This window comes from Pseudomonas sp. EA_35y_Pfl2_R5 (assembly GCF_963970805.1).
In the GTDB taxonomy this organism is placed as follows: Bacteria; Pseudomonadota; Gammaproteobacteria; order Pseudomonadales; family Pseudomonadaceae; genus Aquipseudomonas.
The window spans coordinates 55,548-67,488 of the sequence record NZ_CAXAOW010000014.1; the positions used below are offsets into that span (position 1 = coordinate 55,548).

An 11,941-nucleotide genomic window follows, 5' to 3' on the forward strand; every position below is an offset into this window, starting at 1 on the left:
AGGGATGGCCAGGTGATCCGGCAGCAGGCGGCGGGGCGTCAGCCAGAGGCCTCGTCGGCTTTGCTTTGCAGCTCTTTTTCGATTTTTTCCAGTTCTTTTTCAAACGCTTGGTCGAGAAGGTTAGCCTTCTTGCGCCATGGCTTGCGCTCGGGATCCGGTTGAGCGGCGTAGGTAATCACTTCCCCGCCGTATACATCCTTGTAACGCTGCGCCTGGCGCTCAAGTTCGGCGCGCAGTTCGTCTTTCGTCACGTAGTTACCCATGGTCTTGAATAGATGTTGGCTGAATATCAGGCATAACGCGTAGACACCTGAAGCGGCCAAATAGTTTTAGATAAAACGCATTTATAGGCGCGGCGAATAGTTGCAGTGACTATCGCGTTGTCACCCGTTGCCCTTTAAACGTGGGTACCTGAGCGAATTGTCAGGTTTGTTGAAGGGCTATTTGGCTGCGCCTGGCAATTATGGCGAAGCCCGATCAAAAGTCCAGCCTGCGTATTAATGCGCTAGCTGCAGACCATCGTTCTGCGCATTGATTGCGAGCTGGTCGTTTTTATACGGTGTCTCAGCCTGCGATTGCGGGCAATGGGCTGTGCGGGGCTGACTTTTGCTTGAAAACCAATGCCATATGAACTCGGTGAGACATCCCCGGGTGGGCGCCATTAATCCATATTTGCGCGTTCGATTAAGTCACAGGCCACATCGCGACTAAGCACGACTATTCCTACTCGGCAAAGCATCTGGCATTGAGCCTCAATAACTGACGCTGGTTATTGAGGCTCATTACGCGGGTTGATATCGGATATGTTTTTAAGCTTTTCTGCAGCACCAATGAAATGCCTAAGGCCATAGACGCCGCTAGGCAGTTGCGTAAATCATCCTGCTGGATGTGGTGGGGATAATTCGCCTCGGGTTTTCTTCGCTTTATTAAGTTTATTGGCGGCTCTGCCAAGTAGTTGGCATCAGAACTAACTGGGCAGCGCCCGGTACTGCACCTCAAGGGACAGCTGACAGGTTTGTCCTTGGCGTAGCAAATACAAGCCTGGCTGCCCTGGTAGATGGTGAGCATTGACCGGATGGCTTACCGGCTCGAAGCAGAAGAAATCCTGCCCCGCTGGGGTGTAGAGGATGAAATAGTCGGTGCCCTGGCTGCGGCAGTGCAGCTGATAGCCGGCGTCTTGCTGAATAATCTCGCAGCTGCCATCCCAGCCGGTAAAGGCGTTGTCGATCTGCTCGGCTGGCAAGCGTTGAGCTTCGGCGAAGTTCCAGTCAGCCGGCAATGGCGCCAATTCGCTGGATAGGCGCGCCTGGTCGCATTGCCAGAATTGTCGCGCTACGGCGCGTAGGCGGGTGTGGGCGGTACGCGGGAAATACGGATGCCAGCCCAGGCCATGCCAGGCCGCGCGTGGGTCCAGGTGGGTGACCTGCAAGTGCATCAGCAGGCAGCCGTCATGCAGGCGAAAGCGTTGTTGCGCGCGGTAGGCAAAAGGCACGGCGCTTTGCAGTTGCAGACAGGCCTCGTTCGCGCTCTGTTCGATGACCTGCCAGGGCTGCTGCCAAGCGCTGCCGTGGATCGGCAGCGGGTCGTTGGGGCTGTTGGCCGCCAGGGCAAACCAGCCGTCCGGGCTGCTGAAGCCGCCCTGGCCAATGCGGTTGGACCAGGGCACCAACGGGTAGCAGGCCAGACGGCGTGGGTTAGCCGCTTCCAAGGCCTGCTGATCACTGGAACGCAGCAGCGCGTGACCGTTGGCGCGCAGGGTCCAGTTGACGATGCTGCCACCGAGCTCTGGGGCCAGAACTAGGCGCGTCAATTGGTCTTCGAGGATCAGCAGTTTGCTCAGCATGGCGGTTGCGCTCGGGCAGAAAATTCACCGTGATGGATAAATCGAGTTTGTGCGGGAACTGCGACTCAAGGAGTGTGTCATCGTACAACTGCCTGGGCTATGATTGCGCTTTAGCCGTCAGCCGAGAAAGACCGCCGATATGGATAATCTGAACACCCCGCCACGCGCCCGCAGAAAGCACCGCAGCCTCGCTCAGGAATTGGTGACCGAGCTGTCGCAGCGCATCCGTGATGGGGTGATCAAGCGCGGCGACAAGTTGCCGACCGAGTCGGCGATCATGGAAGAGCAGGGCGTTAGCCGCACTGTCGTGCGCGAGGCCTTGTCGCGGCTGCAGGCTTCCGGCCTGGTCGAAACGCGTCACGGCATCGGCACCTTTGTGCTGGATACGCCGAGTCCCAGCGGTTTTCGTATTGATCCAGCAACCATCGTTACCCTGCGCGATGTGCTGGCGATTCTCGAACTGCGCATCAGCCTGGAAGTTGAATCGGCCGGCTTGGCGGCGCAGCGCCGTAGCGCCGAGCAACTGGCGTCCATGCGCGAGGTGCTGGATGTGTTGTATCAGAGCGTGTCGCAGGCGGGCGATGCGGTGGCCTCGGATTTCCAGTTCCACCTGCTGATTGCCGAGTCCACCGGCAACCGCTATTTCACCGACATCATGAGCCACCTGGGCACCAGCATCATTCCGCGCACGCGGCTGAACTCGGCACGCATTGCTCACGATGATCAGGAGCATTACATGGCGCGTCTGAGCCGCGAGCATGAGCAGATTTTTGAAGCCATCGCCCGCCAGGATTCCGATGCCGCGCGCGCGGCCATGCGCCTGCATCTGACCAACAGCCGCGAGCGCCTGCGCCAGGCTCACGAAGCCGCCGAGGCGCAAGCTCAGCAGGCCTGAACCACGCTGGCCTGACATGCTTCAGGCCGGCCGGCGGTAGGTCAGCAGCACGATGCCGCTGACCACGATCAGCCCGCCGATAATCTGTATGCCGCCGAGGAGCTGATCGAGAATCAGCCAGCCAAATATCAGCCCAGCCACCGGCTCCATGTTCATCACTGGCGCATTGCGTGCGATGTTTAGCCGCGTGACCAGGATAAATAACGTGGAAAACGCCGTGCCATAAAGCAGTACCAGGCAGGCCAGGGCGACCCAGCCGAGGCCGGCCGACGGCAGGCCCATACCGCCCGGTAGCAAGCCGCCAGCACCGGCCAGGGCTGATGCAATAAATACCACCAGCATGGTCAGCATGCTGCGCACCGTACCCGGCATTGCGCTTAGGCGGTTTTCGGTGACCCACAGGGCGCAGGCAAACACGGCCGCCGCCGTCAGCCCGAACAATACGCCTTCGATCCAGGTGGCATCGATCTGGGTTGCCCCCGACAGCCGCGCTGGCAGGTCAAGCACCAGTACCAAGCCGAATAGAATCAGCCCCATCAGCAACGCCGCCCGCGCGGTTGGCCGTGGCCCGCCGAGGGCCCAGGTCAGCAGTGCCAGCATGATCGGTGCGAGGTTGACCACCAGCAGCGCCAGGGCCACCGGAATTCGCGCCACCGCCGAGTAAATGCAGAAACTCTGCACCGCGATCAGCAAACCAAGCAACAGTTGCCAGCCCCAGGTTTGCGGTTTCAGCCGCAGTGATTCACGGCGCCACAGCACCAGTGCGATGAGCGCCAGCATGGTCACGCCGGAGCGGCAGAGCATCGCCAGCAACAGGCCGGTGTCATGGTCGAAGGCGATGCGTGCGGCGATATGCCCGCCAGCGAACGAGCAGGCCAGGGTGGCTAGAATCAGCACCGCAATATGGCGGGGGAAGAGCGCGGCAGACATGCAGTGTCCTTACAAAACAAGGAGCCGCCAGGTCGGCGGCTCCAGGGGATCATGACGCATTGCGACAGCTTGGGGGCTGGCTTACAGCACCACACTCGGTAGCCACAACGAAATGGCCGGAACATAGGTTACCGCCAGCAGCACCATAAACAGCGCGGCGTAGAACGGCAGCAGCGACTTGATAGTGTTTTCGATGGTGACCTTGCCGATGGCCGCGCCGACAAACAGCACCGCACCCACCGGCGGAGTGATCAGACCGATGCCCAGGTTGACCAGCATGATCATGCCGAAGTGCACCGGGTCGACGCCAATGTCCATCACCACCGGCAGCAGGATCGGCGTGAGGATCAGAATCAGCGGCGCCATGTCCATCAATGTGCCGAGCACCAGCAGCATAAAGTTGATGCACATCAGGATCACGTAGCGGTTATCCGACAGGGTCAGAAACAGCGCGGTGATCTTCGAGGGAATCTGCATCAGCGTCATGATGTAACCGAAGCTGGCGGCGAAGGCGATCAGGATCATCACGATCGACAGCGTGCGCACCGTGCGGTGCAACAGCTTGGGCAGCTCGCGCCACTTGTAGTCGCGGTAGATAAACATGGTCACGAAGAATGCCCAGACCACGGCAATCGAGGCTGACTCGGTGGCGGTGAAAATGCCCGAGAGAATGCCGCCGAGGATGATCACCATGGTGAACAGGCCCCACAGCGCATCCACGCAGATTTTCAGTGCATCTTTAAGCGGGATGACTTCGCCCTTGGGGTAATTGCGTTTGCGCGCGAAGAACAGGCACAGGCTCATCATCACCGCGCTGAGCAGCAGGCCAGGGCCGATACCAGCGATAAACAGCGAGGCGATCGACACCGTGCCGCCAGCCGCCAGCGAGTACAGCACCGAGTTGTGGCTGGGCGGGGTGAGCAGCGCTTGTACCGACCCGCTGACGGTGACCGCAGTGGAGTATTCACGCGGGTAGCCCTTCTTTTCCATTTCTGGAATCAGCACCGAACCGACCGAGGCAGTGTCCGCCAGGGACGAACCGGAGATTGCGCCGAAGAAGGTCGAGGCGAGGATGTTGACCAGCGACAGGCCGCCACGTACGAAGCCCACCAGCACGTTGGCAAAATTCACCAGGCGCCGCGACATGCCGCCCTCGGCCATGATCGCGCCAGCCAGGACGAAGAACGGGATGGCCAGCAGGGAGAATTTGCTCACGCCGCCGCTGATCTGAATCATGATCGCGTGGAACGGAATATCGATGTACCAGGCACCGAGCAAGGCCGATAAACCCAGCGAATAGGCCACAGGTACGCGCAGCAGAATCAGCAGCATAAAGCTGCCAAGCAGGATCAGAGCGTCCATTTACACGGCCTCCTTGCTGTCTTCAACCAGCTCGAAGTTGACCACGCGGCGATGGCTTTGGTCGCCGAGGAACAGGCGCTCAAGGACGAAGATCAGGGTGATAAAACCGCCAATCGGAATAGGCGAGTAGCTGATGCCTACGCGCAGTGTCGGCAGTGTGCTCATAAACTGGTTCCAAGTGGCCGCGCACAGCTTGATGCCCCAGATGGTCATAAACAGCGCGATGGCGGCCATCAGCAGTTGCACCAGCAGACTGATGTAGGGCTGCCAGGTGGGCGAGAGGCGGTCGGTAAAGGTGGTTACGGCCATGTGTGCACCGGCCCGGTAACTGGCGGCGGCACCGATAAAGGTGAACAGCACCATCAGCATGATCGCAATGGGTTCCGGCCAACCGGCACCGCTGCCCAGCACGTAGCGGGCAAAAATGCCCCAGGGAATGATCAGCGCCATCACCACGATGGCGGTGCCAGCTACCCAGATACAGGCTTGGTAAATCACGTCGTTGATGCGTAACAGCAAGTTTTTCATGAGACTTCACCACGCGCGTGGCGACGGCCTGAGCCGCCGCCACGGGGTTCTTCAGAGATGCCGAGTTACTGGACCGCTTCGATACGCTTGATCAGCTCAGCGTAGGGCGCGCCGTACTTGGCACGAATCGGCGCGGTGGCGTCGAAGAAGGGCTTCTTGTCGACTTCGATAAATTCGACGCCGGCTTCCTTCAGCTTGGCTTCGCTGCTGGCGGATTTCTCATCCCACAGCTTGCGCTCCTCGAACTGCGCTTCCTTGGCGTACTTCTTGACGATTTCTTGCTGCTCTGGGGTGAGCTTGTTCCAGCTGGTTTTGGACATCACCAGTGGCTCCGGCAGGATCAAGTGGCCAGTCAGGCTGTAGTACTTGGCCGTGCGGAAGTGGTTGTGCTCAAGCATGGTTGGCGGGTTGTTTTCCGCGCCATCGACCACGCCGGTCTGCAAGGCGCTGAAGATTTCGCCGGTGTCCATGGCCACACCATTGGCGCCCATGGCGTTGAAGGTTTCGATAAACAGCGGGTTGCCCATCACGCGGATCTTCATGCCCTTGAGGTCTTCAAGGTTGCGTACTGGCTTCTTCGAATAGATGTTGCGGGTGCCGCCATCCATCCACGCCAGGCCGACCATGTTGAATTCGGAGTTGGTGATCTTGTCGAGGATTTCCTGGCCGATTTCACCGTCGATGATCGCGCGCATGTGCGCGGTGTCGCGGAAGATAAACGGCATGTTGAACACGTTGACGTCAGGCACTACCGGGCCGACGGTGCCCAGGCTGACGCGGGTCATCTGCACGGCGCCGATCTGCACCTGTTCGACCACTTCCTTTTCCGAGCCGAGCACGCCGCCGGCAAACATCTTGAAGCTCAGCTCGCCATTGGTGGCTGCTTCGATCTTCTTGCCCATGGCTTCCTGGGCGACCACGGTCGGGTAACCGGCCGGGTGGATCTCGGCCATCTTCATCGTGGTGGCTTGCGCCAGGCCTGTCAGGCAGAAAGCAAAGGGCAGGGCGGCGACAAGCAACTTGCGTTTGAAAGTCATGGTTAAGCTCCAGTCTATTGTTGTTGTTGGGAGTGCAGCGTTGCGATGACTGAGGCGCAGCGGGTACGCCTCAGTCGTTGAAATAGGGTTCCTCCAGGCCAGTAACACCCGGGTTGAGGGCGAACACGCCGCCGGCCAGCGGCTGATCGGCGAGGTCGATGCCATCCGGGCGAATCGAGGCGACGTAGAGGGTGTCCAGGTTGCGGCCACCAAAGGCGCACATGGTCGGCTTCTTCACCGGCACAGTGAGGGAGCGGTCCAAGCGACCACCTGGGGTGAAACGATGGATTTGTCCGGCGTCGTTGCCGCAGATCCAGTAGCAGCCTTCGGCATCCACGGCGGCGCCATCCGGGCGGCCGGGATAGTCATGCATATCGACCAACAGCCGGCGGTTGTGCGGCGTGCCGCTGTCGATGTCGTAATCGAAGGCCCAGATGGCTTGAATGGAGGGGTGCGAGTCGGACAGGTACATCGTGCGGCCGTCCGGGCTGAACGCCAGGCCGTTGGGCACGATAAAGCCACTCAGTTGCGCATTGAGCGGCTCGTCCTGGCCGGCGCTGTAGCGGTACATGGCGCCGACCGGAGCGGCGGCGGCCATATCGAGCAGCATACTGCCAGCCCAGAAACGGCCTTGGCGGTCACAGCGACCGTCGTTGAAACGCATGCCCGGCCGAGCATGCTCGACCTCGCAGAGCAGGCTGCTGCTCAGTTGGCCATCGGCCTGGGGATGCAGGTGGAACAGGCCGCTCTGCATTCCGGCGATCCAGCCGCCGTCACTGCTGCGGGCGATGCAGCCGAGCATTTGCGGGGCAAGCCAGCTCTGTGCCTGGCCGTCGGCAGCGCTCCAGCGGTGCAGGCGTTTGGCCGGAATGTCGACCCAGTACAGCGCCTGTTCGGCGGCACTCCACACCGGGCTTTCACCTGTGGCATTGCGGGCGTCGAGAATCAGTTCAGCGTGCATGGCAGCTCGTTCTCTGGTGTGTTCTTGTTATGAAGGTTGCGCGTCGCTGTCGTGCGATCAGTCGTCGCCGAACGGCCCGGCTGCGACGAAGGCGCCACCCTGATAAACCATCGCCGGGTCATCAGCGGCGGGCATCGGTTGCGCGTCGATCTGCGCGCGGAACACCTCGGAGCTGTCCTTGGGCGCAAAGCCCAGATGCGCGGCCAGGCTGTTGTCCCACCAGACGGTCTTGTTGTCGGACATGCCGTAGACCACGGTGTGGCCGACATTGGGGGTGTAGAGGGCGCGTTCAAGCAGCTGCGTCAGGTCGGCAAAGCTCAGCCAGGTGCTCATCATCCGGCGGTTGTGCGGCTCGGGGAACGAGGAGCCGATGCGGATGCTCACGGTCTCGATGCCGTAGCGGTCGAAGTAGAAGCTGGCCATGTCTTCGCCGTAGGACTTGGACAGGCCGTAGTAGCTGTCCGGGCGGCGTGGGCAGTTGGCGTCAATGGTTTCGTCCTGCTTGTAGAAACCGATAACGTGGTTGGAGCTGGCGAAGATCACCCGCTTCACGCCATGCCGGCGCGCCGCTTCGTAGATATGGAACACGCCGCAGATATTGGCGCCGAGAATTTCCTCGAAGGGCCGCTCCACCGATACGCCGCCGAAGTGCAGGATTGCATCCACGCCTTCGACCAACTGGTGAACTGCCGCTTTATCGGCGAGGTCGCAGACCTGGACTTCTTCATGGGCGCCTGTGGCAGGGCTCATGGCCGCGATATCGGATACGCGCAGGATGTTGGCATAAGGTCGCAGGCTTTCGCGCAGTACCTTGCCGAGGCCGCCTGCCGCTCCGGTGAGCAGCAGGCGATTGAAGGGTGTGTAGGATGTGGTCATGGCAGTCTCTGCGTCTCTGCTTGTTGTTATTGAGGTGTCATCTGTTGTCGTATGACTTGTTCCGATTATCGGGAGTGTTGCTGATCTTTGTCAACGCGACTATGGTCGAAAATTTGCTCGAATTGCAGGCTAAGTAGCGCGCGTAGTAGCCGTATTACCCGTGTGGTATTACGCCTTTATTCTCAGATAAGGCGCTCTAAATCGGTGCTTTTGCTGCTTTTATCAGGAGCTGGATAGCAGCGTGAAGCGTAGTAACCTTGAGCCGTCACGCGGCAGGACGATAGGAAGCCAATAAATGTCTAGTTGTACGACGACTTATCGTTTTGCTGTACGGTCTTACTGACAGAGGCCGCGCTCAGGCTGGCGTTAGGTGCGTGTGCAATGCCGTTCACCGAGCATGGGGTGGGCGGCATCGCAGCTAGCAGCGTCAGGTGCGCAGGATCTCGCTGACCCTGCTTTTCTTGGTGCGTAGCGAGCTGAACCCCTGCCAGATGATGAACGCTAGCGCCAGGCCGAGAAACGACGCCGCGATGGGGTTGCTAAGGAACGCCCCGAAGTTGCCATCCGACAGCATCAGGCCGCGGCGCAGGTTGGTCTCCGCCATGGGGCCCAGGATAAAACCGATGATAAAGGGCGCGGCCGGCATCCCCGCTTTGACAAAGGCATAGCCGAGCAAGCCGAACAGCAGGATTGACCAGACATCGAACAGCCGGCTGGAGAGGCCAAAGGCGCCGACGACACAGAGCACCAGGATGATCGGCAACAGGATGTGCTTGGGAATATCGAGCAGCTTGATAAACAACCGCAGGCCGTAGAACTCCATAAACAGCATCAGCACGGTGGACATGATCAGCGCGGCGAAGATGGTGTACACCAGTGGCGCCTGGCTGATAAACAGCAGCGGCCCGGGCTGGATACCGTGAATCAGAAAACCGCCAAGCAGGATCGCGGTGACTGTGTCGCCGGGAATGCCCAGGGTCATCAGCGGCAGCATGGCGCCACCGATACCTGCGTTGTTGGCCGTCTCGCTGGCGACGATGCCGCCGATATTGCCTTTGCCGTAGGTTTCCGGGTTTTTCGCGCGCTTCTTGGAAATGATATAGGCCACCAGGTTCGAGGTGCCGGCGCCGATGCCCGGCAGAATGCCAATGGCCAGGCCGATCAGGCCGGAGCGCGAGGCATTGGGCACCTGCTCGCGAAATTCCTTGAGCGAGAAACCGAAGCCCTTGATGTTTTTCATACTCACCGACTGCGCCTTGCCCTGGCTAACGGTGCGGCCACGTTCGGCCACCTTGATGATTTCGGCGACGGCAAACATGCCGATCATCACCGTGAGCATGGCAAAGCCGCCATTGAGTTCGGTAACGCCGAAGGTAAAGCGCCGAACCGCTTCCACGGGGGCGATACCCACGGTGGAAACTGCAAAACCCAGGGCGCCGGCGAACAGGCCCTTGGCCATGGAGCCGGCAGACAGGGTGGCAATCAGGGTCAGGGAGAACACCGCGATGGCAAAGTATTCATGCGGGCCGAAGCGCAGGGCGACCTTGGCCAGCTGCGGGGCGATAAACATCAACGCGACGATACTGAAAATGGTGCCGAGAAAAGAGAACACGATACCGACGCCGAGAGCCTTGACCCCATGGCCTTGCTCCATCAGCGGGCCTCCGTCGAAAACCGTGGCGATGGAGGAGGGCGTGCCGGGAATTTTCAGCAAAATCGCCGAGATCAGCCCGCCCGAGGTCGCGCCGATAAACAGTGCCACCAGCAGTGACAGGCCGGCTTGCGGTCCCATGGTGAAGGTCAGCGGCAGGCACAGGGCCACCGCCATGGTCGCCGAAAGCCCGGGCACGGCGCCGAAGACAATGCCCACGGCCACGCCCGCCACCATCAAAAACAGGATGTGAAACGAAAACACGGCGCCGAAGCCTTGCTGCAGTAAGTCGAGCATGGTCGATTCTCCTAAAGGCCGAGTAATCCGGATGGCAGCATCAGATCGAAGGCCTCGCGGAACAGCAGGTAAATCGTCGCCGAGCTGATCAGTGCAATCAGGCCGTAGACCAGGTGATTGATCTTCTGCCCGAGCGGGGTGAGGACGCAGAACTGCAGATACAGGTAGATCACGGTCATGATTGGGAAACCGAGCGTTTTCAGCAGCGCGATATAGCCGATGATCAGCGCCATGGTCTTGATCACAGTCTTGACGTCGATGCCCTCCGCGCTGGTTAGCGTTTCGTCATCCGCGCCCTGCTCAGTCGCTTTGGCTGCGGTAAAGCCGCTGACCAGCTGTATGGCGCCGAGCAAACAGAGCATGGCTGAGAGCAGGTAGGGTACAAACGCCACATCGATGCCGGCATGCCGTGGCAGTTTGCTGGTCATAAACAGGTAGCCGAGGCCGACGCCAAGCATGGCGACGCCGATCAGCAGCTCCTTCTTATTACGGATAACCATCAGGAAACCTCGCATGATGGGTAACGGCCAGCCGGCTGGGGTAGCCGGCTAACGTTGGCATTACTTGGATTGGCGCAGGGCGTCTTTGTACTGCATAAAGTCGTCGCGGGTTTTGCTCAGTACGGCAACGGCTTTTTCGCTGTCGTAGTAGGCAACCGGTTGCTTGAAGGACTTCTTCAGCTCGTCGGCGTATTCAGGCAGCTCGGTGATCTGCTTCATGATGCCGGCCATTTTCTGCACGATTGCCGGGTCGGTGCCTTTCGGGAAAGCCACCACGTAAGGCTTGTCGATGGTGAAGTCGACGCCTTGCTCCTTGAAGGTTTTCACCTCCCCGAGCAGTGCGTTGCGCTCCTGATTCGGCTGGCCGAGGGCATACATCTGCCCGCCGCTGACGTAGTCCTGCACGGAGCCGTAGCTGATGGCGCCGAGGTCGATACGCCCGCCAAGCAGCGCCACTACCTTCTCGGACACGGTGCCGGCATCGACCATTTTCAGCTTCACCCCGGCCAGCTGTTCAAACATCAGGCCCTGGATGTGCGAGAAGCTGCCCATCTCGGTGCCATAGCTGACGCTGTTGGGGTTGGCTTTGGCCTTGTCGATCAGCTCTTGCAGACTTTTCACCCCGGCTTGCTCAGCGGCAACGAAGATCGCGCCCTTGTCCACGCCGGCAATACAGGCAATGTCGAAGGCCTCGAAGCTGTCTTCGGACAGACCGGCGACTTCGTTGACGATCAGTTGGCCGGTGTGGGTAAAGAGGATGGTGTTGCCATCCGCTGCGGCGCCTTTGACCTGCTCGGCGGCCAAGGTGCCACCGCCGCCGGCCATATTGGTTACCACCATGTTCTTGCCGGTGATCTGGTTGAAATACTTGGCCATCATGCGGGCGTTGAAGTCGGTGTCACCGCCGGCGTTGGCGATAACCACCACTTGCACCGGGCGGGTCGGCCAGTTGGCGGCGTCGGCAGCCAAGGCGCTGCCGGCAGTAAAGGTCAGCATGGCTGACATCAGGGACGCGCAGAGTGTTTTTTTCATTGTAAGTCTCCGGTGGTGAGGTGTTGCTG

12 protein-coding genes are annotated in these 11,941 nt (G+C 60.1%); 1 reads left to right on the forward strand and 11 read right to left on the reverse strand.

Going from position 1 to position 11,941, the window contains the following annotated elements; all coding sequences use genetic code 11:
• Positions 1–38 precede the first annotated feature (38 nt).
• The gene (locus tag AACX99_RS18725; protein WP_339413975.1) at positions 39–251 is read right to left on the reverse strand and encodes a hypothetical protein; all 213 of its coding nucleotides are present in this window, start codon (positions 249–251) and stop codon (positions 39–41) included.
• Between the two features lie 716 nt (positions 252–967).
• On the reverse strand, positions 968–1,843 hold the full coding sequence (locus tag AACX99_RS18730) for an aldose 1-epimerase (RefSeq protein WP_339413939.1): 876 nt from the start codon (positions 1,841–1,843) through the stop codon (positions 968–970).
• A gap of 139 nt (positions 1,844–1,982) precedes the next feature.
• Here AACX99_RS18730 and AACX99_RS18735 point away from each other — a divergent pair, with 139 nt between their 5' ends.
• Positions 1,983–2,738, forward strand: coding sequence for a FadR/GntR family transcriptional regulator (locus AACX99_RS18735; RefSeq protein WP_339413940.1), 756 nt, complete (start codon positions 1,983–1,985; stop codon positions 2,736–2,738).
• Positions 2,739–2,759: 21 nt separating this feature from the next.
• On the opposite strand, the gene AACX99_RS18740 is transcribed toward AACX99_RS18735, so the two are convergent.
• The 9 genes from AACX99_RS18740 to AACX99_RS18780 all read right to left on the reverse strand — a co-directional run bounded on the left by AACX99_RS18740 (position 2,760) and on the right by AACX99_RS18780 (position 11,912).
• Positions 2,760–3,668, reverse strand: a complete 909-nt coding sequence (locus tag AACX99_RS18740; RefSeq protein WP_339413941.1) for a DMT family transporter — start codon at positions 3,666–3,668, stop codon at positions 2,760–2,762.
• An 81-nt stretch (positions 3,669–3,749) separates the two neighbouring features.
• Complete coding sequence (locus AACX99_RS18745; RefSeq protein WP_339413942.1) at positions 3,750–5,030, reverse strand: TRAP transporter large permease; 1,281 nt, start codon at positions 5,028–5,030, stop codon at positions 3,750–3,752.
• The gene (locus AACX99_RS18750) at positions 5,031–5,558 is read right to left on the reverse strand and encodes a TRAP transporter small permease (protein WP_339413943.1); all 528 of its coding nucleotides are present in this window, start codon (positions 5,556–5,558) and stop codon (positions 5,031–5,033) included.
• A 65-nt stretch (positions 5,559–5,623) separates the two neighbouring features.
• Entirely contained in the window at positions 5,624–6,595 is a 972-nt protein-coding gene (locus AACX99_RS18755; RefSeq protein WP_339413944.1) for a TRAP transporter substrate-binding protein, read from the reverse strand.
• A gap of 70 nt (positions 6,596–6,665) precedes the next feature.
• Complete coding sequence (locus tag AACX99_RS18760) at positions 6,666–7,556, reverse strand: glucurono-1,5-lactonase (protein WP_339413945.1); 891 nt, start codon at positions 7,554–7,556, stop codon at positions 6,666–6,668.
• 57 nt (positions 7,557–7,613) lie between these two features.
• Complete coding sequence (locus AACX99_RS18765; RefSeq protein ID WP_339413946.1) at positions 7,614–8,432, reverse strand: NAD-dependent epimerase/dehydratase family protein; 819 nt, start codon at positions 8,430–8,432, stop codon at positions 7,614–7,616.
• A 427-nt stretch (positions 8,433–8,859) separates the two neighbouring features.
• On the reverse strand, positions 8,860–10,380 hold the full coding sequence (locus AACX99_RS18770; RefSeq protein ID WP_339413947.1) for a tripartite tricarboxylate transporter permease: 1,521 nt from the start codon (positions 10,378–10,380) through the stop codon (positions 8,860–8,862).
• A gap of 11 nt (positions 10,381–10,391) precedes the next feature.
• Positions 10,392–10,880 (reverse strand): tripartite tricarboxylate transporter TctB family protein, encoded by a 489-nt coding sequence (locus AACX99_RS18775; RefSeq protein ID WP_339413948.1) that lies wholly within the window; start codon positions 10,878–10,880, stop codon positions 10,392–10,394.
• A gap of 60 nt (positions 10,881–10,940) precedes the next feature.
• Positions 10,941–11,912: a tripartite tricarboxylate transporter substrate binding protein gene (locus AACX99_RS18780; RefSeq protein WP_339413949.1), complete on the reverse strand. Its 972-nt coding sequence runs from the start codon at positions 11,910–11,912 to the stop codon at positions 10,941–10,943.
• Between the last annotated feature and the right edge of the window lie 29 nt (positions 11,913–11,941).